This is a genomic window from Mesorhizobium sp. Mes31 (assembly GCF_024519675.1).
GTDB lineage: Bacteria > Pseudomonadota > Alphaproteobacteria > Rhizobiales > Rhizobiaceae > Mesorhizobium.
In genome coordinates this window covers 35,782-57,822 of sequence record NZ_JALJRL010000024.1, presented here as the reverse complement: position 1 = coordinate 57,822, position 22,041 = coordinate 35,782, and the positions used below count along the sequence as shown (strand labels likewise).

The following is a 22,041-nucleotide window of genomic DNA, read 5'->3' as shown; positions in this document are numbered from 1 at the left end:
TCAGCCCCAGCCGTTCAACGCCGCTTCCCTCGCAGGACGGGAGACTTGCCGCCGCGAGGCCCGCTCTGGACCGGCGTATTGTGCTGGTTTTCGTCGGACAGTTTTCGCCAGCGGGCGAGGCGCTCGGGATCGAGCGTACCAGCCTTAAGGGCAGCCTGCACCGCGCAGCCCGGTTCATGGACGTGGGTGCAGTCGCGGAACTTGCACAGCGGGGCAAGCTCGGTGATTTCGGCGAACAGCGTGTCGATGCCATAGGCAACGTCGCTGACATGCAGCGTGCGCATTCCCGGCGTGTCGATCACCCAGCCGCCGCCGGCAATGGCGTGCAGCGATCGCGCCGTGGTGGTGTGGCGTCCCTTGGCGTCATGTTCGCGAATGCCCGCGGTCTGTTGCGGCAATTGCTGCGCCGATCCTGCCAGCGTGTTCACCAGCGTCGATTTGCCGACGCCGGAGGAACCGACCAGCGCGACCGTCTGTCCCGGGCCGCACCAGGCGGCCAGCGCGGCCGCGGCATCCGATGTGCGCGGATTCAGCGTTACGACGGGCAATCCGCGCTGCAGCGCGCTCGCCTGCTTCTGGTACGCCTCGGCGTCTTCAGCGGTATCGGCCTTGGTCAGCAGGATCACCGGTGTCGTTCCAGCCTCGTTGGCCAGCGCCAGATAGCGTTCGAGCCGGGCGATGTTGAAGTCGGCGTTGCAGGAGGTGACGATGAACAGCGTGTCGACATTGGCCGCGGCAAGCTGCGGCACCCTGCCGCCCTGGGTGCGGCGCTCCAGCACCGTCTTGCGGGTCAGGCGGCGGCGCAGCAGATGGCTATGCGGTTCGACCAGCACCCAGTCGCCGACGGCATAGTCGCCGGTGTTGGCTTGCGGTGGCAGTGTCAGGCCCGTTTGCCCTGACTGAGACAGGCCGCTCAGGCGGTCACGATGCACCATGGCAATGCGTGCCGGGACGAGGTTCGCCTCATCCGGATCGAGCTGATCGCCGAAAAAATCCGACCATCCAAGGCTTGCAAGGGAAGGTGACGGGGTGTCGGGCTTCACGGCTTTGACCCAGGGTAGGACGTCGCAGACATCGGACAGTATCCCCAGCGAAATGAAAGAGGACGCGGACCTCTCCAGACGGGCGATCCACCCGAGAGGCTGTATGGGCGGCATGGCGGGATTTGGCAAGCATTGCTGGCGTGAAGGGTCGGGCATGGATAGTGAGGCGCGTGGCCGGAGACGTGGCGCTTCACAAGATATGGCGAGGAACGTCGGTTCGCGGCAGCCATGGCTCGTCCGGGGAAAGCCGGCGGGTGTCGCGGCCTGAATTCCTGGTGCGTTCCTCCGCTCACAATTCCTTCTCCGCCAGTTCCCTGAACTCGTCGGGCACCGAGCGCGCCGCCTCCAGCGCCACCGTGCCGTAGCCGACCGCCTGTTTGCCGAAGCGCTCGCGGATCTTGTCGATGGCGCGGTCGGCGCCGAAGCGCGCCAGGCCCTTGCGCGTGCCGGGCCGGCGCTTCTCGTCGGCGAGGCCGAGCGGCAGTTCGAGCTGCAGCTCGGCGCTTTCCTCGAGATGCGACACCGAGATCGCCAGCAGCGAGATCGTTTTCTCCTGGCGGTGGTCGGCGAGCACGCCGCGCACCAGATCGCCGGCGATCTCGGCCAGCATCGCTGTCGCCGAGATCGGCTGGTCGAGCGTGATCGAGCGGGTAACGGCGCTGAGATCGGCGAAGCGCACGCGCACCGTCACCGTGCGGCCCGGCCGCGCCTTGGCGCGCAGCCGGCTGGCGACGCGGTCGGCCAGATGCAGCAGGGTGGGCACGTAGACGTCGGCGACGGCGGGTTTGCGGCCGAGCGCCGACTGGGCGCCCGCGGAGCGCGCCCGGCGCTTCGTCTCCAGCTTTCGCGGGTCGCGGTTCCACGACAGCGCGGCGAGCTTTTCGCCGGCCGCCGGACCGAGCAGCCGCGTCAGCGCGCCGCTGTGCGTCCTGGCCAGCTGGCCGATGGTCTCGACGCCGATGTCGGCCAGCCGTGCCCTCGTCGCCGGTCCGACGCCCCACATCAGCCCGACCGGCAAATCGTGGAGGAAGGCGATCTCGCTGCCGGGGTCGACGACCACCAGCCCGTCGGGCTTGGCCACCTGCGAGGCGATCTTGGCCAGATGCTTGGTACGCGCCACGCCAATCGAGATCGGCAGGCCGAGTTCGGCGCGGACGCGGCGCCGGACGGTCGCGGCAATCTCCTGCGGAGAGCCGAACAGATGCGTGCAGCCGGCGACATCGGCGAAGGCCTCGTCGATGGAAATGCGCTCGACCAGCGGCGTGAAATCGTCGAGCACCTTGATCGCCGCGTCGCCCAGCCGCTGGTAGTCGCCGAAATTGCCGCCGACGAAGATCAGTTGCGGGCAGAGTTCGCGGGCCTTACGGCCCGGCATGCCGCCGCGCACGCCGAAGGCGCGCGCCTCGTAGGAGGCCGCGAGCACGACGCCGCCGCCCACCGCGATCGGTTTGCCGCGCAGCGACGGATCGAGCAACTGCTCGACCGAGGCATAGAAGGCGTCGAGATCGGCATGCAGGATGGTGGCTGTCGTTTCCATGCCGACCATTCGCTCGCGGCGCACCGGCCGCATATCCGGAGTTGCTTATGAATAGGAACAAATAGAGAACAAAGATAGCTCGCTGTCAAGCAGGTGAGACCGGCGTTCGCGGGCTCGGCGCTTCATTTCTTCTGCGAGGGGAGACAGGGCGCGGCGCCTCAGCCTGTCGCCTGGCCGATATGCTCGGTCCGCAACGCCATTTTCATGCGATCGAGCGCTGCCTCGCCGCCCGCCGCCAGGTCGTCGGCGATCCGGGAGAGTTTGTCGTCGGCCTTGCGGTGCTTGCTGCCCCAAGCGCCGAGCGTCGCCAGCACGGGCAGGAGGTCGATGCCGGCCTCGGTCAGCCGGTAGACGGTCTTCAACCCATGCGTCGGGTCGTCGCTTCTGGTGAGGATGCCTTCGTCCTGGAGGGTCTGCAGCCGTTCGGCCAGCGTGCGCGACGAGATGCCCTCGTCGGACTGCAGGAATTCGCGAAAATGCTTTTTCCCGGCGAAGACCAGGTCGCGGATGATGAGCAGCGTCCAGCGGTCGCCGAGCAGTTCGAGCGACAGGTTGATCGGGCAGCCGGATCTTTCGCGCGTCGACATCTCTATGGTTCCATTTTTAAATCACTTTACTATTGACATCATTTTTGCCTTGCGTCAATGGTTCCAAAAGTAAACCAATTGCCCTTTGAGCCCGACAAGCAAGGAGACAACGATGAAAAAGCTGATCCTGCAGATGCAGATGTCGGTCGACGGTTTTGTCGGCGCCAATGACGACCATCCCTGGCAGCTCTGGGAATGGGGCGACGACATCAGCTGGGACGACGCGCTGAAGCGCGACTTCAACACCGTCTTCGCCGGCATCGATACGATCCTGATCAGCCGCAAGATGGCGGAGGAGGGCTATCTCGGCCATTGGGGCAATGCGGCGAAGAAATATCCGGCCGATCCATTCTACGCCTTCGCCCAGCGCATCGTGGAGGCCCAGAAGGTGGTGCTAAGCGACAGGCTGAAAACCTCGCGCTGGGAGCGCACGGTGGTGGTCAGCGGCGACCTGCCGCGCGAAGTCGAGGCGCTGAAGGCCGGCGAGGGCGGTGACATGGCCGTCTTCGGCGGCGCCGGCTTTGCGTCGGGGCTGATCGCGGCCGGGCTGGTCGACGAGTTCCAGCTGTTCATCAACCCGGCGGTGCTGGGCGCGGGACGCCGCATCTTCGAGCAGGGCGGTTTCCAGAAACTGCTCCTGCTCGGCTCGAAGGCCTATGCCTGCGGCATGGTGGTCAACCGCTACGCGCCGGCGGGGGGATTGGGGGCACGGCGGAGGTTTCAATCAAAAAAGCTGTTTGGGGAGAATCCTTTGCCCTCGTCTCTTCGTCTTCAAGGTGCGGTCGCCGCTGTGGCGGCCGTCTCAATCCCAGACGGAGAGAAGACGATGATCCTGGTGACGGGCGCCACGGGCCTGAACGGCAAAGCGATCGTGCGCGAGTTCGCGCGGCAGAAACATGAGGTGAGGGCGCTGGTGCGCGACCCGAAGCGGGCGTCCATGGTGGGGCTCGGCGGACTTGCCGGCGTCGAACTGGTCGAGGGCGACATGCGCCGGGCGCAAACGCTGGGCGCGGCGCTCGAAGGTGTCGACCGCGTGCTGATGATTTCGACCGCCGCCGAAGACATGACGGAGACGCAATGCCGTTTCGTCGATGCCTGCCGGCAGGCCGGTGTCGCGCATGTGGTGAAGTTCTCCGGTGCCGAATCCAACATCGGCTACGACGCGACGAGGTTCCGCTTCACGCGCATGCATGAGGAGGTCGAACGCTATCTGGAGGGAGCCGGCATGGCCTGGACGCATCTGCGCCCCAGCCAGTTCATGCAGGTCTACCTGCGCGACGCGCCGACCATTGCCGCCGAGGGGGCTTTCTACCTCGCGCTTGGCGACACCGAACTGTCGCCCGTCGATGTCGAGGATATCGCCAAGGTGGCCTTCCGGCTGCTGCGCGATGGCGGCCATCAAGGCGAGAGCCTCGACATGACCGGACCGGAGGCGCTGACCATGGCCGATATCGCGGCGCGCATATCGCAGGCGATCGGCAAGCCGGTCCGCTATGTCGATGTCAGCCCCGGACAGCGGCGGCGCAACCTTTTGGCCGCCGGCATTCCGGCCGGTTTCGCCGATGCGCTGGACGAGCAACTGGCCGAGCGGCTGCGGCGGCCGAAATCGCGGGTGCATCTGGCGACGCACGACCTGTTCGGCGTGCGGCCGACGCCTTTCGTCGAATTTGCCCAACGCCACGCGGCCATGTTCAGGGGCGAGGCTTAGCCGAGCTTCGGAAAAGCATCGGCGGCCGCGTATCCTTTTTGCCCGCCCGTCCGTCTCTGCTTCTCGAAGGTCGCAGTCGGCGATCCGCAACCCCGGGAGACCATCATGGCGAGCACTGAGAGCGAGGCAAACAGGAACCACTACGCGGCGATCGCAGCCAATGCGGGCAAGCTGACCAGCCCGCAGGCGATCATCGACTACAACGACACGCATTGGACGGCGCTGACCGGCGAGCCGGGCGGTGTCGACTATAGCGAGGTGGATGCCGGCGGCGTGCCGGCGCTGTGGATCGTGCCGAAGTGCGCCGACGCGCGGCGCGTGCTGTTCTACGCCCATGGCGGCGGCTTCATCGGCGGTTCGATCTACACGCACCGCAAGCTGGTCGGCCATCTGGCCAAGGCCGTCGGTTGCCGGGCACTGGCCTACGAATATCCGCTGGCGCATCAGGCCAAGCACCCGGCGCAGCTCGAGGCGGCGATGGCCGCCTGGAACTGGCTCATCGATCAGGGCGTCGACACAAGATCGATCGCGCTTGCCGGCGATTCCTGCGGAGCTGTGCTGACCTATGGCGTGCTGCAGCGGCTGCGTTCGCAAGGCCGGCCGTTGCCAGCCGCCACACTGATCATCTCCGGCTGGTTCGACATGGCGCTGACCGGCGCCAGCTACGAGACCAACCGGAAGAAGGATCCAGCCTTCGCCAGGGAGGCCGTCGACTGGCTGGTGACCAACTTCATCGGCGACCGCGACCGGCTCGATCCGGAGGTCAGCGCGCTCTACGCCGACTTGAGCGGCTTTCCGCCTGTGTTCCTGCAGGCCGGTGCCGACGAGGCGCTGGTCGACGAGAGCCGCATGTTCGCCGAGCGCGCGCGGCAGGCGGGCGTCGAGACGCGCCTCGATATCTTCGACGGGATGCTGCACTCCTTCCAGATGATGGCCGGCCGGGCGCCGGAGGCCGATGACGCGATCGGCCGCTTCGCGGCCTGGGCGCGGCCGAGGCTGGGTCTGCCGGATGCCGTCAACATGGCGGCCGGCGAAAGGGCGGCGTGACCGTGCGCTGGCTGAGCCGGGCGAGCTTCGCGCTTGTGGATGTGCCGCGCTTGCGCGATGCTGCGGTGACGTTAGAGCAGTTCACCGTTTCACAGAAACGACGAACTGCTCTAACTCTTTGTTTTGACGCAATTCCGAACGGAAAACCGCTACACACTTTTCCTGGAATTGCTCTAAGCGACGTGCCGTGATGAACCAGCATATCCGCGCATCCCGTGAAACGAGGCAAGGCATCGAGCCGCGCCTCGATTCCGAAGGCCTGTTCGACCTGCGCTACAGGGCATTCCTGGAGACGGTCTCGCATTTGCGCGTCCGTCTCCACCGCTACTGCGCGCGCATGACCGGCTCGGCTCTCGACGGCGAGGACATCATGCAGGAGGCGCTGTTCGAGGCTTACCGCAAGATCGGGCTGCTCGACGATGCACAGGCATTGCGGCCATGGCTGTTCCGCATCGCCCATAACAGGTGCATCGACTTCATCCGCAATCGCCGCACGCGGCTCAAGGCCGAAGCCTCCTATGCCAGCGATGAGATCGTGCTGCCCATCGAGCCCGCCGGTGCGGGCGCCGGCCGCGCCATCGAGCGGCTGGTGGTGCACCTGCCGCCGAAGGAGCGCGCCTGCGTGCTGCTCAAGGATGTCCTCGACCATTCGCTGGAGGAGATCGCCGACCTGGTCGGCTCGACATCGGGCGGCGTCAAGTCGGCGCTCAATCGCGGCCGCGCCAAGCTCGCCGCTCTTCCGGCGCAACCGGTCGCGGCACCCGCGCACGATCCTGAACTGGAGCGGCTGCTCGGCCGCTATGTCGAACTGTTCAATGCCAGGGACTGGGACGGGGTGCGGGCGCTGACCAGCGCCGATGCCCGGCTGCGGGTTTCGGACTGCTACAATGGCCTGCTCTCCCGCTCGCCCTATTTCATCGAATATGAGCGCAGCGAGCCCTGGCGCATGCGGCAAGATGCGATCGAAGGGGAGGCCGTGCTGGTCGTCGACAGGCTGCGGGGCCAGGCATGGCGGCCGGCCTATCTGGTGCGCATCCATGCCGATGGCGGCGTCATCGATCGCATCGCAGACTATTATGCCTGTCCCTGGATCCTGGAGATGATCTTCGCGGACGCAGGATGAAGCCCGGCCTTCCTTCTCCCTCTGAGGGAGAAGGAAGAAACGCTCACTTCGCGTCGTGAAAGATGATGCCGGCGGTGTGGCGCATGCCTGAGCGCAGCCGGCTGACGCCGTGGCGCAAATTGACGCGGTAATTGCCTTTCGTTCCCTGCACCGGCCGGTTGTGGACGGCGAAGGCAACGGCGTCGCCCTGGCGCAGCGGCACCACTTCGACCCGGCTCTGCATGCGCGGCCGCTGCTCGGTCAGCGCGAACTCGCCGCCGGTGAAATCCTTGCCCGGCTCGGAGAGCAGGATCGCCACCTGCAGCGGGAAGGCGAGGTCGCCATAAAGATCCTGGTGCAGGCAGTTGAAGTCACCGGGGACATATTGCAGCAGCAGCGGCGTCGGCCGCGTCTGGCCGGCGGCGTGGCATTGTTCGAGAAACTCGGCATGCGTGGCGGGGTAGCGCGTGGCGAGGCCCATGCGTTCGTTCCACCGGTTGGCGACCTCGGCCAGCCTGGGATAGAGCGCGCTGCGCAGGCCGCCGAGCAGGTCGGGCAAGGGATAGCGGAAATAGCGGTATTCGCCCTTGCCGAAGCCGTGCCTGGCCATATGGATGTGGCTGCGGAAATGCTGCTCTTGGGGATAGAGGCCGGCGATCTGCCGGCATTCCTGCGGCGAGAGCAGCTTTTCCATCACCGCGCAGCCGAAGCCGTCGAGTTCGGTGGTCAATGCCGGCCAGTCGTAGCCGGCGACGCGTGTTTCTGCTGCCTCGACCACGGATGCGGCAACCTTGGCGTGTGCGTTCATATCGCGGCCTCCTTGTCGAGCAAGGCGCGCTTGCGTTCGACACCCCAGCGATAGCCGGCCAGCGTGCCGTCGGTGCGCAGGACACGGTGGCACGGAATGCCAAGCGCGATCGCGTTGGCGGCGCAAGCCGTCGCCACGGCGCGGGCGCCGTTCGGCTGGCCAAGACGCCGGGCAAGTGCCGTGTAGGTGATGGTGGTGCCGCAGGGGATGGCGCGCAGCACGTCCCACACACGCTGCTGGAATGGCGTGCCGTGGCGCATGTCGAGCGGCAGGTCGAGACCGATGCCGGGCGTTTCGATGAAGCGGGCTATTGCCGCCAGATCGTCGCTCAAGGTTGCCTCGTCCTCGACCAGCATCCTGTCGGGAAAGTGGTTGGCGAACTCCTGCTCCAGCCTGTCGGCGCTGGAGCCGATCAGGATGGCGCAGACGCCGATATGGCTGCGTGCCGCCAGGACTTTTCCGATCTCGGAATCGCCGATGGCATAGGTGATGGTGTCGATGGCGACAGCGTTGGAGGCCGCCGCCTTCCCGTTGATTTGCATGAGGTTCATTGCCTTCACTCCTTTGTGTGTGCCTGAACCCTACAGAGGCGACATCTCGCGCTCACTCCGATGCTTGCTTTCAAATTCAAAATTTCAGGATCTGAGGGTGAACGGCAAGGTAGATGTTCTGCGGCGCCCCCCTCTGTCCTGCCGGACATCTCCCCCACTTGTGGGGAGATCGGCAGTTCGGGCGCCGGCTCTCTTCTTGCAACGGTGAAAATTGGCGAACGCCGTGGTGACGGCCAATCTCCCTCCTTGTGGGGGAGATGTCCGGCAGGACAGAGGGGGGCGCCGTAGAGCAGAACCTCTCATGCCACACGCGTAACGAACACATCGCCGAGCAGGAACACTTCGCCGGTCAACAGCCGCAGTTCGATCTCGCCGGTCGCGGTGCGGTTCCACTCGGCTTTGCCGTCATCGACAAGCTCGCCGATGGTAGCCAGCACCAGTGACTTCGCGTCGGGCTTGCGCCGGCTGCCGGCGGCTTGGGTCTGGCTGGTCGCATCGGTGCTGCCCTCGGAAGACCTTGCCATCGTGCGCATCGCCGGTCCCCGTCAGCCCCGCGAAGACTGGTAGGCCCTGTCGGCTGGCTTGGCCGACCCGCCGGGCGCGGCCTCGCGGTCGAGCAGCGCGCGCTTGCGCTCCGCTCCCCAGGCGTAGCCCGACAGCGCTCCGTCCTTGCGGATCACCCGGTGGCAGGGGATGGCAACGGCAAGATTGTTGGCGGCGCAGGCGGCGGCGATGGCGCGGGTCGCCTTGGGCGATCCGATGCGCAGTGCGATCTCGGCATAGGAGACTGTCCGGCCGGCCGGGATATCCTGCAAGGCCTGCCAGACACGCTGCTGGAACGCGGTGCCGCGCACATCGAACGGCAGGTCGAGGCCGAGCGCCGGCGCCTCGACGAAGCCGACGACGCGGGCGACCAGCGCCTCATAGTCGCGGTCGCCGCCGATCAGCCGCGCCTTGGGGAAACGGTCCTGCAGATCGCGCACCAGCGCGTCGGGATCGTCGCCGAGCAGGATCGAGGCGACGCCCTTCTGGCTTGACGCGACCAGGATGGCGCCGAGCGAGGATTGCCCGACGGCGAAGCGGATCTCCTCGTGGGCGCCGCCGGCGCGATAGCGCGTCGGCGTCATGCCGAGCATGCCGGTCGATTTCTCGTAAAAACGCCCGCTCGAATTGAAGCCCGCTTCGTAGATCGCCGTCGTCACGCTGGCGCCGTCTTCCAGGCCCTGGCGGACCCGGGCGGCGCGGTGTGCGGCGGCATAATCCTTCGGCGTCAGCCCGGTGACGGCCTTGAAGATGCGATGGAAATAGCCGGCGCTGCGGCCGGCGGCATCAGCCAGTTCGCCAAGCGACGGTTCCTCCTCGCTCTGCTCGATCCTGCGGCAGGCATCGGCGACCATCGCGGCGTTGCTGGCTTCGAGCGACGGGCCATCGGGATTGCAGCGCCGGCACGGGCGAAAGCCGGTCGCCTTCGCCTGATGCAGCGTGTCGTGCAGTTGGACATTCTTCGGATTGGCGCGCCGCGACGGGCAGGAGGGCCGGCAATAAACGCCGGTCGTGGCCACCGAGTACCAGAATTCTCCGTCGGCCGATTTGTCGCGCGCGACGATGCGTGCCCAGCGCGGATCGTCGGCAACCGGCAGCGGCGTGGATTTCAGGTCTCTGGCCAGGGTGATGAACATGGCCGTATTGAAGCCGCTGGAAGCCGGCCTCGCCACCCGTTTCCTGACAAGTGTCGGGATTGGGAAAGCTCCCGCCCCCCTGTCCTCAAGCCCTCGGCTCTCCTACGCCGCGCGCTTGGGCTCGATCGCGAACGGGCTGAGGCCGAGCCAGGTCTGCATCTTCTTGCCGATAGCCTGGTCGCCGGTCAGGGAAATCTTCGCCCCGGCCTTCTCGACCGTAAGCAGCCCCATCCAGATCGCCGTCATCGTGTGCAGGTCGGTGGAGACGTAGAGATCGACATCGAAGCCCGGATCGTACCAGCACAGATCGACCTCGCCGTGCTTTTCGACGATCAGCCACCACGACCGTTTGGACGCCGGTAGATCCTGATACAGAAATTGTATCACCGTGCGCCCCTCGGGCAGCGGCGAGGGGTTCAGGTTGCGCCGCATGTCCCACATCAGCAGCGACGGATCGAGGTTCTTCAGCGACAGCCGGGACTCGACCCATTTCTGCCCCCAGAAGCCCATCGCCTCGACGACCGGGCGCAAATCCCGGCCGGCCTCGGTCAGCCGATACTCGGAGATGCCTTTCTCGCCCGGCACTTCCTTGCGCTCGACGATCCCCGCCAGTTCGAGCTCCTTCAGCCGTTGCGACAAAAGGGTCGGCGACATTTTGGGCACGCCGCGGCGCAGGTCGTTGAAGCGGGTCGAACCCGCCACCAGTTCGCGCAGCAGCACCATCGTCCAGCGCGTGCACAGCACCTCGGCGGCCATCGATAGCGGGCAGAACTGTTTATATCCGTGCTGGGCCATGATTTGCGTTCCTCCCTCGAAGCTGGGCCGAACATTAGCCCTTCATGATTGAGGCGGCGAGTACAGAAACTGTACCGGCCCAGTACAGTTCGCGGACTGGTTGGCGCGGGCGCTGCCATGCGAGCCCTTTGGCCGGTTGCACGGGATAGCCCTGTGCGCCGCAACCAGGAGACTACCATGACCACTTACGTCATCGCAGACATCAAGGTGAAGGATCCCAAGTGGGTGCCGTCCTATGCCGCCTCGGTGCACGACCTCGTCCACAAGCATGGCGGCAGATATCTGTCGCGCAGCGGCAATGTGAAGACGCTTGAAGGCAAGCCGCTCGACACCACGCTGATCGCCCTGATGGCATTCCCGTCGGAAGCGGCGGCGCGAGCCTTCACCAACGATCCTGCCTATGCGCCTTTCGTTTCGGCCCGTCAGGATGGCAGCGACAGCCGTTTCCAGATGATCGACAACACCGATCTGGCCGGAACGATCCCGTATCTGCCGAAGGGATGATCGGCAGTCGTCGCATCGGGATATCCAAGCAACAACAGCCACGGCGCTTGCCTGCCGGGCCGCCGTATTTTCGGCGGCCGGCCCGCTGTGCTTTTTCAGGAAGAATGGAATGAACATGATAACAAACTTTCGCAGCAGGCTTCTCATGGCGGGGGCCATGCTGGCCGTCTGCGCCACCTTCGCGCAGGCGCATCAGGAAGCGGCCGCGCCCGCGGCCGGCGCCAGTCCGCTGGCCGACAAGGTGCGTGCCGCCAACAGCCGGTTTCTCGACGTCAAGGCCGCGACGGCCGAGGGCTATGCGCCCATTCCTTGCGCCAGCGGCATCACCGGCGGCGCCATGGGCATCCACTACGTCAACGGCCAGTATCTGAAGGACGACAAGATCGACATCGCCCGCCCCGAAGCGGTGATGTACGAGCCGATGGCCGACGGCCGGCTTAAGCTGGTGGCGGTCGAATACATCACCTCCAAGGGGCCGGCGTCGCTGGAGGGACAGCTGTTTAACTTCAACAGCGCGCCCAACCGTTACGGCCTGGGTGAATTCTACGAACTGCATGTCTGGGCCTGGAAGGGGAACCCGACCGGTACCTTCGCCGACATGAATCCGAAAGTGTCGTGCGAACACACGATGGCGCCGAGCCAGTAGCCGGCAAGGCCAGGCGGCACCAACGCCGCCTGGTCACACTTCCGCGGCCAACGGCGTCAGCTGAGCTCGCTCACCGCGGCGCCGGGGTCGGGAAGCGCCAATCCTGCGTCGGCGGCGCCCCGGCTCGCTTGCGGCAGAACGAAACGCCCTGTCAGGTACCAGAGCAACGACACGACAAGGATCGAGAGGTAGCCATCCACGGCATAGTGCCAGCCGGCGTAAACCGAGCCGAACAGGATGAGCGCCGCGAAGGACCAGCCGGCCATGGCCCACCGGCGCCCGAAACCGGTCAGGAACAATGCGTTGAGCGTGACGAAGGCGACATGCATGCTCGGCATCGCCGAGATGCCGGTGCCCAGTTCCGGGCGGCCACTTTCGTAGGTTGCAAGCAGATAGTTGGCATAGGCATGGACCGGCATGGCGTGGCCGTTCTGCGCCAGGGCGATTTGCAGCCCGGCAAACCGGTCACCGCCGTAGAGCTGGTCGTAGAATATCGGGCCAACGGACGACAGCAGGGTGGCCAGAACGGTACCGCACAGGATCGTGGTCAGCGCGAACGCCCATAGATAGCGCAGGCGTCTGGCCGGGCTGTTCCAGAAGGCGACGAAGAGCAGGGTGCCGAACCATTGGGCGAACCAGGCAAACCCATAGCTGGCAAAAATTATGGCCGAGACCGGTTCGGAAACGACGCTGTGCGCCCACGCCCAGGGATCTGTGCCATGCAGCCGAAGATCAAGCCCCGCCAGGACGCGGTCGGCATAGAATGGCACGATGTCTGGGATGGCAACCTTCAAGGTGGTGAAGGCGGTGATGCCGAGAAAGAACAAGACGATGACCGGCGCGGCACCCAGCCAACGCTGCGTGAGCGTGTCGAGCATGAACCTTGTTGGAGCATGCCGGGCAAATATCAGCGCCGCCACGCCAAGGCCGGCTGCCAGCAGCGAGGGCAGGAAGAAGACGAACGGCTCGGCATAGGACTCCGCCAGACGCAGGTAGCGATGCGGCTGCAGCCAAAGAGCGGCCACGGCATAGGTCAGACACAGAGCAACCAGTAGCCAACCGCCCCTGGTTGCCGCGACGTCAAGATCAAGAACGGAGGCTGAGCGGCCATTGCCACCCCGTTGCTCGCCATGCGTACTCATCGAAGGACACCCCGCCAGCTGTCCAGAAGACCCTTATGGGTATTTCACAGGCAATGTATTACCATCTGGTTACACTTAGATTTATGTTAAAGTTATAATATTTTTAGTCGATAATATTTGACTTGATACCAACGAACCGTTGACGAAGAGGTTGCGCGGCAACGCAACAGCAACATTCGCGGCCGCCGCGAGTTTCAACTGTGGAATTGCCGCATCGGGCTTCGACCGCGATCGAGAGTGGGCCATCGCCTGGATGGCGATGGCCCTGCAATCAGGCGGCCTTGATCAGGCCGAGCTGGGTGAGGGCGGCAACGCCGTCGTCGAGGCCGATCTCCTCGACGATCCGGCCGTCGACAAGCTTCAGCACGGTGGTGCCGGTGAAGCGCATGGTGCGGCCGGTGGCGGCGGGCAGCGAGCCGACGAGGAAATCGCTGAACGCCGGGCCGGTATGCGTGCCACCACCTTCCCACTGGCCGACGACATGGTCGCCCTCGGCGATGAGGTCGGCGGTGGCCCAGAAGTTGAGGTCCGGGAAGGCGGCGCGAAAGTCGGTCATGAAGGCCTTGATGTCGTCGCGGCCACGGCGCGGTTCATGCAGCGAGTATTTCAGCAGCATGTCGGGCGCGGCGATGTCGTCGACCACCGACAGGTCGCAGGTTTCACCCCAGAAGTCGGTGAACCATCTGACGACGACGGCCTTGTTGTCTTCTTGTTTGGTCATTGGGAGGTCCTCTTGTTGCTGATGGGGATCGCCGGCCAGCCGGCGACCTCGGGATCACCGGATTTTCCGATGACCCGGGGCATCACTAGGACGATCCGGCGGGCGCAAAACTCCGGTTCTTGCCGGCCAATCGAAAGGCGAACGATGAGGAAGGTGGGGCAGAAGCAGGGTCTGCCGCCTCTGACGACCAAGTAACGCTTTCTTCTCTGGTTTTGCTGCAGATTGCCGCGTGGCGGAGGTAAGCGAAACAGAAGATGACGCGTCAGGACAAGAAAAGTCGCAATGGAGCCTTCTGGGCAAAGGCGCTGGAACGCGCCCATCTCGGCGTCTGGGACTGGGATCTTCGGACCGGCGAATGCTTCTATTCCGCGACCTGGGCGCGGATGCTGGGCTATGATGAAAGCGAACTTGCCAACACCAGCGACCTGTGGCTGCAGCTGACCCATCCCGATGATCGCGAGCGGGCGCTGGCCAGCGGCGACCGCCACATTGCCGGTCAGACCGACGCCATCGAGACCGAACTGCGGCTCCGGCACAAAGCCGGCCACTGGGTGTGGGTGCTCGATCGCGGCGGCATCGTCGAGCGCGACGCGTCCGGAAAACCTGTCAGGCTGATGGGCGTGCAGACCGACATCTCCAAGCAGAAGGCCGCCGAAGCCGAGCTGGAGCAGGTCAATGTGCGCTTCCGCCTGGCGCTCGCCGCCAGCGGCACCGGCATCTGGCATCACGACGTCGACACCAATAAAAGCTACTGGGACCAGCGCACGCGCGAAATCTTCGGGCTGGTCTCCGATACCGACGAAGTGACCGACGACCTCTGGCACACTTTCCTGTATCCCGAGGACAAGGCGGTGACCGAGCAGGCGCATCTGGCACCGATGGGCACGCAGGACGTCGTCGCCGTGCAGTACCGCATCATCAAGCGCGACGGCGAGATCCGCCATGTCGAATCGCTGGTGCGGTTCATCGCCGACACGCAGTCGGCGGGTCAGATCCTCGGCACCGTGCGCGACATCACCGAGGAAAAACTGCGCGAGATGGAGCTTGCCTATGCAGCCCGTCATGATGCGCTGACCGGCCTGTGGAACCGCTCCGCCTTCGATCGGCTGCTCGCCGACCATATCGCGGCGGGTGCGCCGCTGGCGGTGTTCTATGTCGATCTCGACTACTTCAAGGCGCTCAACGACTTTGCCGGCCACGCCGCCGGGGACCAGGCTCTGAAGAGCGTAGCCGCCGGCATCCGCGCCTGCCTGCCGCAGGCGGCGCACGCGGCACGGCTGGGCGGCGACGAATTCGCGCTGCTGGTGCCGCATTGCGATGCCTCGCAGGCCGAGCGGATCGCAACCGCCGTGCTCGGCGCGGTGCGTGAGGCCGACCTCGGCACGGCCGCGTCCGCACGCAAGCTGGCGGCCTCGATCGGCATCGCCTTCATCGATGACGCCACCACCACGGTGGCCGACGCACTGGCTTGCGCCGACGACGCCTGCTATGCGGCGAAGGCTGCCGGGCGCAATCGTTTCGCGGTGTTCTCCGCGGCGGTGGAATCGGGGTCCGGCGGGCTCAACGCGGCGCGCGTCGCCGCCGACACGGTCGACGCCATGGACGACGGCCGGCTGAAACTGTTCGGCCAGGAAATCCATCTGCTCGGCAAGCCCTGGCAAGAGAGCCGCCATGTCGAAGTGCTGGCCAGGCTCGTCGGGCGCAACGGGCGTCTGGTGCCGCCAGGCGAGTTCATTCCAGTTGCCGAGCGGTTCGGCATCGCCTCGAGGCTCGACCGCTGGATCATCCGCACCGTGCTGTCGCGGCATGGCGCGGCGTTGCGCGCGGGTGCGCTGACGCTCGGCTTCAACCTGTCGGCGCAGACGCTGAGCGATCCGCAGCTCTGGGAGTTCGTCGACAGCGTCATCGACGAGACCGGCGCGCCGCATTCGGGCATCGGCTTCGAGATCACCGAGACCGCCGCCGTCACCAATTTCGACGCCGCCGAGCAGTTCGTGCGCCGGGCGCGCGAGCGCCGCTGCCAGGTCAGCCTCGACGATTTCGGCGCCGGCATGAGTTCGTTCGAATATCTCCGGCGCTTCCCTGTCGACACGATCAAGATCGATGGCTCCTTCATCGAGCACATCACGGAAAGTCGCTTCGACCGTGAGATCGTGCTGGCCATCACCAGCATCGCCCGCAGCCTCGGCTGCAATGTGGTGGGCGAGAAGATCGAACGGCACGACACACTGGCGATGCTCAGCGACATGGGCGTCGCCTTCGGCCAGGGGTTCCTGCTGCACCGGCCGGAGCCGCTGGAGCAGATTGTCGCGCGCGCGACCGGGGTAGCGACGGCCCGGAAGGCCTCGTGATCCGCGGTGTGTCGAGGTTCAGGTGAGGCCGGCCCCACCCGAACACGTCTCAGCCGGCTTGCCGAGCTGGCGATTGGGGAAATTCCAATACCCCAGCCTGGGGGCGCTTGTGCTGGGCTTCCGTCACCGTTTCGATCAACAGATCGAGGGTGTCACATGCCGAGCGGCTCGTTTCGTCATCGCCACGCAGATAGTAATAGGCTCGTTCGAGGTGGACACGGGCTGCTGAAAAATCGCTGGTCAAGGCTCCCTCCATGATCCCGCCCTAATGTAGGTTGCCGGACCGGGCGGAACGCGAGGTAAATATCCACAGGCGGCTTTTATTCAAATGCCGCGAAATCCCGCGAGGCCTGTCAGGAGTGACGCCAGCCAACTCTTTGCCGTGCCTTGCCGCGCGGCTAGAGTGCGGTTTCTCTTGTCCGAGGCGAGATCGATGATTGTCCAGGCCTGCATCAACGGCGCGCGCCCGCGTGATTTCCACCCAAGGCTGCCGCTCGACGCCCAGACGATGGCCAGCGACGCGGCGGCCTGCGTCGCCGCCGGAGCGGCAGAACTGCACATCCATCCGCGCGGCGCCGATGGGCGCGAAAGCCTGGCGGCTGTCGATGCGACGGTCCTCGCCGTGCGCCAGGCCTGCCCCGGCACGCTCATCGGCGTGTCGACCGGCGCCTGGATCGAGAACGATGTCGAGCGGACCCGCGCGGCGATCACCGGCTGGCGGGAACTGCCCGACTACGCCTCGGTCAATCTGTCGGAGGCCGACGCGCCCGGAGTGATGGAACTGCTGCGGCAGCGCGGCGTCGGGATCGAGGCGGGGCTCGCTACCGTTGCCGACACCGAGCGTTTCGTCGGCCTTGCCGGCCACGACCGGGTGCTGCGCATCCTGATCGAGATCGACATCCAGGACCTGCCGGCTGCATTGGACGAGGCGCAGGGCATCGCCGCCGTGCTCGAACGCGCCGGGGTGCGACGGCCGATCCTGCTGCATGGCGTCGACGTCACGGTCTGGCGGTTCGTCGAACTTGCGCACCGGAAGCGCTGGTCGACACGCGTCGGGCTGGAGGACGGCAAGACACTCGCCGACGGCAGGATGGCGAGAGACAATGCGGCGATCGTAGAGGCGGCCGTGGCGATTTTTCGCGGCGCGCCTGTGGGCTGAATGGTGGTCTGCTTCAGTTGTGCCCGCTGGCCGGTGCTGTCCAGGTGTGCAAAATGTGTTTCTGGATCTTGCCGGATGCGGTGCGCGGCAGGACATCCGTGATCAGGAATTCCTTCGGCACTTTGTAGCGGGCGATGCGGGCGCCGCAATGGCTGGCCAGCGCCGCCGGATCGACAACACGACCTGGCTTCAGCACGACGAAGGCGCGCCCGACTTCGCCCCAGCGCCGATCGGCGACACCGATCACGGCTGCCTCGGCGATGTCGGGATGGTCGAGCAGCACCATCTCGATTTCGACCGGATAGACGTTCTCGCCACCGGAAATGAACATGTCCTTGCGGCGGTCGACAAGGGTGACGAAGCCTTCGTCGTCACGCCGCGCGATGTCGCCGGTGCGGAACCAGCCATCGGAAGTGAAGACGGAGGCCGTCTCTTCCGGCCGGTTCCAGTAGCCGGATGTGATGGAGGGACCGGACAGCCATATCTCGCCTGGCTCGCCGGCGGCGACGTCGCCGCCATCCTCGTCGACGATGCGCAGGCCGATCGTTGGCGCCGGCAGGCCGGCCGAGCCCGCCTTGCGGGCGATCCGGTCGGCCTCGACCGGCATGCCAAGCACCGTGCCTGCTTCCGTCATGCCGAAGCCGTCGACCATGCACACGCCCTGTTCCAGCCACCAGTTGATATTGGCGGCCGGATTTGGCGCGCCGCCGGTGAAGATGGCGGTGAGCGATGTCCAGTTCGCAGGCGCGAAATCCGGATTATCGTGCAGCATTTTGGCCATTTGCGGCACGCAGAAATAATGGGTGACGCCAAGTGCGGGATCGGCGAGGCGACGGTTGGTGAGGCCGGCATCGAAGCCGGCTGAGATCAGCACCGTGCCGCCCTGCAGCAGCGGTGGACGCAGGCTGGTGATGAGGCCGATTACATGAAACATCGGCGCGTCGCAAAGGAAGACGCTGGCATTGCCGACCCGCCCCAGCACGCCGAAATTGACGGCGGTGGCGAAGGCGTTGCGCTCGGTGACGATGACGCCCTTCGGCCGGCCTGTCGTACCCGATGTGTAGAGGATGATCGACGGCGCATCGCTGGCCGCCAAAGAACGGCGGGGTGCCGGCGCCTGCACCGCGACCGCCGCCGCGAAAGCAGCGACCTCGACGGGCACGCAGCCCTTGGGCAGTGTCATCTCGAGGGCGGCGTCATGCAGCAGCAGCACCGGGTCGCAATCGGCCAGGATCGCCTGCTGCTCGGCGCCGGCGAGCCGCCAGTTGACCGGCACGAAGATGGCGCCGAGCCGCATTGCGGCCTGCTGCAGGACAAGCAAGTCGGCGCTGTTGCGGGCAAGCGTGGCGATCCGTTGCCCCTGCTCGACGCCGTAGCGGGTTTCGAGAACGCTGACGGCGCGCTGGATGGCCTCGTCGAGCGCGGCATAGGTCCAGCGCCGGCCGGATGCCAGGTCGGCACAGGCAACACGATCCGGCTGCGTCCTGGCATGCAGGGCCACGGGATCGGGCGATGTCCAGGCCGGCATTCGCATCTCCTCCCAGATCGCGTCGGTGGTTTATTATGTCATCTGGCCTTGTCGTAAGCGCCGAGGCCCGGCTTGTAGCTCTTTTCGTCGATGAACTGGCGGATGCCTTCCTTGCGGCCCGAATTGTCGTGGAAATTGGCCGCCTCCTGCGCCCGCACCAGATAATCCTCGGCGTTGTCGTAGGTCATTTCGGCGACGCGACGGATGGCATCCTTGGTCGCCTTGAGCGCAATCGGGTTCTTCTTCAGCAAGATGTTCGCAACCTCGGTGACGCGCGCCTTCAGGTCGGCCAGGGGCAGGCTTTCATTGACCAGCTTCCAGGCGGCGGCCTTCCTGCCGTCGATAAGTTCGCCGGTCAGCGCGTGGTACATGGCATCGCGCATCGACAGCAGATCGACAACCACCTTGGTGGCGCCGCCGCCTGGCAGGATGCCCCAGTTGATCTCGGACAGGGCGAACTGCGCCTCGTCGGCGGCGAAGGCGAGGTCGCAGGCGAAGAGTGGGCCATAGCCGCCGCCGAAACACCAGCCATTGACCATGGCGATGGTCGGCTTGCCGTACCAGCGCAGGCGCCGCCACCAGCCATAGGCTTCGGACTGCGCCTTGCGGATGGCGCCGAGACCCTTGGCTTCGGTTTCGCGGAAATACTCCTTGAGGTCCATGCCCGCCGACCATGCGCTGCCTTCGCCGGACAGTACGAGCACGCCAACATCGTCACGGAATTCCAGCTCGTCGAGAACCTCCATCATCCGCCGGTTGAGCACCGGGTTCATGCAATTGCGCTTGTCCGGCCGGTTGAATCGCACCCAGGCGATGCCGTTCTCGACGTCGAAGGCAACGGTCTCTTCGGTCATGGCTGTCCTCCCGTTCCTGGATGGAATGACGTTATTAGCTATGCAGCATAGCGATAATACCGCTATGTTGCATAGTCTTTTCCGCTTGACAAGAAGGGGGGATCGCGGCGATCGATTGAAGCATGGAAAAGGCACGGCTTCGCACCAGTCCCGAGGACGCGCTCGACGCGCAGATCGGCTACAATCTGAGGCGCGCCTCGGCCTTCGCCTTGAATGATTTTGCGGTCGAGCTGGCCGATGCGGCGCTGCGTCCGGTCACTTATGGCATGCTGGCGCTGATCGACGAGAGGCCCGGCATCCGCGCCGCCGAACTGTGCCGCGTGCTTGGCATGAAGAGCGCCAACATGGCGCCGCTGCTGGCCGAGCTCGAGGAGCGCGGGCTGGTCGAGCGCGACGACCATGCCGAGGACAAGCGCGTACAGGTGCTGACCCTGACGCCAGCCGCGAGGGCGGCTATGCCCGGATGGCGGCAACAGGTTCGCCGGCACGAGGACCGGTTCCTGCATCGGCTGACGAAAAAGGAGAGGGAAACGCTGCTGCGCCTGCTGCGCCTGATCTGGACGGACGAAGACTGAGGGGCTGCCGCATCGCCTTCGATGTCGCTTGAGGAACGATTGAAATAGGGGCACGGTGCGGAGAGATTGTCTCCCGCCACCTTCAGGAGTCCTTGCATGTCGCTATCCGGTACCGCAACCCGCTACGGAAGCCTCGCCCAGGCGCTTCACTGGCTGACGGCGCTGCTCGTGCTCATCGCCTTCCTGGTCTCGGAAGGTGGTCCTCCCACGCGCGTCTATTCAGCCGCCAACGCCTCGACGCTGCTGCTTCACGAGTCGCTCGGCTTCGCTGTTTTCTGGCTGCTGGTCATCCGCCTGATCTGGCGTCTGTTTGACCGCATTCCGGACGCTCCGCCCATGCCCGGGTGGATGGACGTCGCCTCGAGGGCAACGCACTGGGCGCTCTATGCGCTCCTGTTCGCGGTTCCGGCGACCGCCATGCTCGGCGCGTGGTTTGGCGGCCACCCGGTGACCGTCTACGGCCTGGGAGCGATCGGCCCGTTTTCCGGCACATGGGGCACGTCGCTGGCGGAAATCCATGGCACGCTTGGCGACATCATCCTGTGGCTCGCGGGCCTGCACGCCGCGGCTGCCATCTACCACCATGTCATCCTTCGCGATCGCGTGCTGAGCCAGATGGTGCCGGGCCTGCCCAATCCATCGTCCGGGCTGGGACGGCAAGCGCGGCCCTGATGTCTGCTCCGAAATGTCGAGAAGTGCCGGAACGGGATATTCCAGCGCCTTCCTCTCTTCGTCCTGACGCAATTGCGGACGGAAAACCGCTCACGCTTTTGCTGGGATTGCCCTAGACCGCAGCCACGATGACATGTGCCTGAATCTTGGCGGCGACCTCGCCGGTGCCATGTCTGTCTGCAATCGCGGAGGCGGCATAGTCGGTTGCAGCTTCCAGCTTTCCGGCGTCCCTGGCCTCGATCTCGCTTCGAAGAACAGTTCCCTGGCAGTAAGCAACGGCCGGAAGGCGCGGCGAGAAGGCACGGCTTTGTTCGGCTCTGGTTTCGATCATCACACGGGAGAAACCCGCGTCTTCCAGATCGCTGCGGATCAGGGCCGTATCGTGGTAGCCGTGCGGCGTGCGTGCCAGGAAGCGCGGCGGATCGTTCGGAAACATCCTTGCGAGAGCCTTCGTCACATCATCGGCAAAGACATTCTCCTCGATGCGGTCCCATACGTTGAACAAGAAATGTCCTCCGGGCTTCAGGACCCGCTTTGCCTCGCGGTAGGCGGATGTGCGGTTGGGAAAGAACATCGCGCCGAACTGACAACAAACGAGATCGAAGGCCGCATCTTCAAACGGCAGCGCCATGGCGTCCGCCTGGCGCCATTCGATGCGACTGTCGGGCGCTTGTCGCGAAGCGGCGTAGTCGAGCATCGGCTGGTTGAGGTCGGTTACGACATAGCTTGCGCCAGGGGACAGTCTTGGCGCCAGTGCGCGGGTGACAACCCCGGTGCCCGCGGCGATTTCCAGGACGGCGCCGGGCGACAAGGACGCTGCTCGCTGTGCAAGATCCGTGGCGAACGGCTCGAAAATCAACGGCACCATATAGCGGTCGTAGTTTTCCGGAATCGAGCCAGCAAAAACCTTGTCCGTTTCCAACATCGCTATCTCCCGCCGTCCGTTCGATGGCTCGCAAGACTAGCATAGAATTGTCTGCCTTGGGTCGCTTTCGACCGCGAGGCATCCAACAGCATAGGCGGCCATGTCGG

General features: G+C 65.3%; 24 protein-coding genes. 10 read left to right on the top strand and 14 right to left on the bottom strand.

The window, feature by feature from the left end; genetic code table 11:
• Positions 1–14: 14 nt before the first annotated feature.
• The 3 genes from rsgA to NR193_RS29005 all read right to left on the bottom strand — a co-directional run bounded on the left by rsgA (position 15) and on the right by NR193_RS29005 (position 3,167).
• Positions 15–1,043, bottom strand: a complete 1,029-nt coding sequence (gene rsgA, locus NR193_RS29015; RefSeq protein ID WP_256754124.1) for a ribosome small subunit-dependent GTPase A — start codon at positions 1,041–1,043, stop codon at positions 15–17.
• Between the two features lie 289 nt (positions 1,044–1,332).
• Complete coding sequence (dinB, locus tag NR193_RS29010; RefSeq protein WP_256754123.1) at positions 1,333–2,580, bottom strand: DNA polymerase IV; 1,248 nt, start codon at positions 2,578–2,580, stop codon at positions 1,333–1,335.
• 158 nt (positions 2,581–2,738) lie between these two features.
• Positions 2,739–3,167 carry a helix-turn-helix domain-containing protein gene (locus NR193_RS29005; protein WP_256754122.1) on the bottom strand — a complete coding sequence of 143 codons (429 nt, stop codon included), beginning with the start codon at positions 3,165–3,167 and terminating at the stop codon, positions 2,739–2,741.
• A gap of 112 nt (positions 3,168–3,279) precedes the next feature.
• Between NR193_RS29005 and NR193_RS29000 the strand changes: the two genes are divergently transcribed.
• From NR193_RS29000 to NR193_RS28985, 4 genes are all read left to right on the top strand, one after another.
• Entirely contained in the window at positions 3,280–4,875 is a 1,596-nt protein-coding gene (locus NR193_RS29000) for a dihydrofolate reductase family protein (protein WP_256754121.1), read from the top strand.
• A gap of 105 nt (positions 4,876–4,980) precedes the next feature.
• A complete protein-coding gene (locus tag NR193_RS28995; protein WP_256754120.1) occupies positions 4,981–5,922 on the top strand; it encodes an alpha/beta hydrolase in 942 nt (313 codons plus the stop codon).
• Positions 5,919–6,113, top strand: a complete 195-nt coding sequence (locus NR193_RS28990; RefSeq protein ID WP_256754119.1) for a hypothetical protein — start codon at positions 5,919–5,921, stop codon at positions 6,111–6,113. The genes NR193_RS28995 and NR193_RS28990 overlap by 4 nt, the downstream gene beginning before the upstream one ends.
• The gene (locus NR193_RS28985; RefSeq protein WP_256754118.1) at positions 6,113–7,045 is read left to right on the top strand and encodes a sigma-70 family RNA polymerase sigma factor; all 933 of its coding nucleotides are present in this window, start codon (positions 6,113–6,115) and stop codon (positions 7,043–7,045) included. Before NR193_RS28990 ends, NR193_RS28985 begins: the two co-directional genes overlap by 1 nt.
• A gap of 43 nt (positions 7,046–7,088) precedes the next feature.
• On the opposite strand, the gene NR193_RS28980 is transcribed toward NR193_RS28985, so the two are convergent.
• The 5 genes from NR193_RS28980 to NR193_RS28960 form a co-directional block, all read right to left on the bottom strand.
• Entirely contained in the window at positions 7,089–7,832 is a 744-nt protein-coding gene (locus NR193_RS28980; RefSeq protein ID WP_256754117.1) for a 2OG-Fe(II) oxygenase, read from the bottom strand.
• The gene (locus NR193_RS28975; protein WP_256754116.1) at positions 7,829–8,383 is read right to left on the bottom strand and encodes a methylated-DNA--[protein]-cysteine S-methyltransferase; all 555 of its coding nucleotides are present in this window, start codon (positions 8,381–8,383) and stop codon (positions 7,829–7,831) included. Before NR193_RS28975 ends, NR193_RS28980 begins: the two co-directional genes overlap by 4 nt.
• A gap of 299 nt (positions 8,384–8,682) precedes the next feature.
• Complete coding sequence (locus NR193_RS28970) at positions 8,683–8,907, bottom strand: hypothetical protein (protein WP_256754115.1); 225 nt, start codon at positions 8,905–8,907, stop codon at positions 8,683–8,685.
• 21 nt (positions 8,908–8,928) lie between these two features.
• On the bottom strand, positions 8,929–10,062 hold the full coding sequence (gene ada, locus NR193_RS28965; protein ID WP_256754114.1) for a bifunctional DNA-binding transcriptional regulator/O6-methylguanine-DNA methyltransferase Ada: 1,134 nt from the start codon (positions 10,060–10,062) through the stop codon (positions 8,929–8,931).
• A gap of 102 nt (positions 10,063–10,164) precedes the next feature.
• A complete protein-coding gene (locus tag NR193_RS28960) occupies positions 10,165–10,857 on the bottom strand; it encodes a helix-turn-helix domain-containing protein (protein ID WP_256754113.1) in 693 nt (230 codons plus the stop codon).
• Between the two features lie 177 nt (positions 10,858–11,034).
• On the opposite strand from NR193_RS28960, the gene NR193_RS28955 reads away from it, so the two are divergent.
• Complete coding sequence (locus NR193_RS28955) at positions 11,035–11,361, top strand: DUF1330 domain-containing protein (protein ID WP_256754112.1); 327 nt, start codon at positions 11,035–11,037, stop codon at positions 11,359–11,361.
• Between the two features lie 109 nt (positions 11,362–11,470).
• A complete protein-coding gene (locus NR193_RS28950; RefSeq protein ID WP_256754111.1) occupies positions 11,471–12,007 on the top strand; it encodes a hypothetical protein in 537 nt (178 codons plus the stop codon).
• A 56-nt stretch (positions 12,008–12,063) separates the two neighbouring features.
• Here NR193_RS28950 and NR193_RS28945 read toward each other — a convergent pair whose 3' ends face one another.
• The gene (locus tag NR193_RS28945) at positions 12,064–13,149 is read right to left on the bottom strand and encodes a phosphatase PAP2 family protein (protein WP_256754110.1); all 1,086 of its coding nucleotides are present in this window, start codon (positions 13,147–13,149) and stop codon (positions 12,064–12,066) included.
• A gap of 271 nt (positions 13,150–13,420) precedes the next feature.
• A complete protein-coding gene (locus tag NR193_RS28940) occupies positions 13,421–13,870 on the bottom strand; it encodes an ester cyclase (RefSeq protein ID WP_091581423.1) in 450 nt (149 codons plus the stop codon).
• Positions 13,871–14,124: 254 nt separating this feature from the next.
• On the opposite strand from NR193_RS28940, the gene NR193_RS28935 reads away from it, so the two are divergent.
• Positions 14,125–16,221, top strand: coding sequence for an EAL domain-containing protein (locus NR193_RS28935; RefSeq protein WP_256754109.1), 2,097 nt, complete (start codon positions 14,125–14,127; stop codon positions 16,219–16,221).
• A 49-nt stretch (positions 16,222–16,270) separates the two neighbouring features.
• Here the strand turns inward: NR193_RS28935 and NR193_RS28930 are convergent, their stop codons facing one another.
• Positions 16,271–16,465 (bottom strand): hypothetical protein, encoded by a 195-nt coding sequence (locus NR193_RS28930; RefSeq protein WP_256754108.1) that lies wholly within the window; start codon positions 16,463–16,465, stop codon positions 16,271–16,273.
• 189 nt (positions 16,466–16,654) lie between these two features.
• On the opposite strand from NR193_RS28930, the gene NR193_RS28925 reads away from it, so the two are divergent.
• The gene (locus tag NR193_RS28925; protein WP_256754107.1) at positions 16,655–17,380 is read left to right on the top strand and encodes a 3-keto-5-aminohexanoate cleavage protein; all 726 of its coding nucleotides are present in this window, start codon (positions 16,655–16,657) and stop codon (positions 17,378–17,380) included.
• 13 nt (positions 17,381–17,393) lie between these two features.
• On the opposite strand, the gene NR193_RS28920 is transcribed toward NR193_RS28925, so the two are convergent.
• Together NR193_RS28920 and NR193_RS28915 are read right to left on the bottom strand one after the other, a co-directional pair.
• Positions 17,394–18,914, bottom strand: a complete 1,521-nt coding sequence (locus NR193_RS28920) for an AMP-binding protein (RefSeq protein ID WP_256754106.1) — start codon at positions 18,912–18,914, stop codon at positions 17,394–17,396.
• Positions 18,915–18,946: 32 nt separating this feature from the next.
• Positions 18,947–19,762, bottom strand: coding sequence for a p-hydroxycinnamoyl CoA hydratase/lyase (locus tag NR193_RS28915; protein ID WP_256754105.1), 816 nt, complete (start codon positions 19,760–19,762; stop codon positions 18,947–18,949).
• A gap of 122 nt (positions 19,763–19,884) precedes the next feature.
• Here NR193_RS28915 and NR193_RS28910 point away from each other — a divergent pair, with 122 nt between their 5' ends.
• On the top strand, positions 19,885–20,337 hold the full coding sequence (locus NR193_RS28910) for a MarR family winged helix-turn-helix transcriptional regulator (protein WP_256754104.1): 453 nt from the start codon (positions 19,885–19,887) through the stop codon (positions 20,335–20,337).
• Positions 20,338–20,433: 96 nt separating this feature from the next.
• The gene (locus NR193_RS28905; RefSeq protein WP_256754103.1) at positions 20,434–21,009 is read left to right on the top strand and encodes a cytochrome b; all 576 of its coding nucleotides are present in this window, start codon (positions 20,434–20,436) and stop codon (positions 21,007–21,009) included.
• A gap of 112 nt (positions 21,010–21,121) precedes the next feature.
• On the opposite strand, the gene NR193_RS28900 is transcribed toward NR193_RS28905, so the two are convergent.
• Positions 21,122–21,934 (bottom strand): class I SAM-dependent methyltransferase, encoded by an 813-nt coding sequence (locus tag NR193_RS28900; RefSeq protein ID WP_256754102.1) that lies wholly within the window; start codon positions 21,932–21,934, stop codon positions 21,122–21,124.
• Positions 21,935–22,041: the final 107 nt, after the last annotated feature.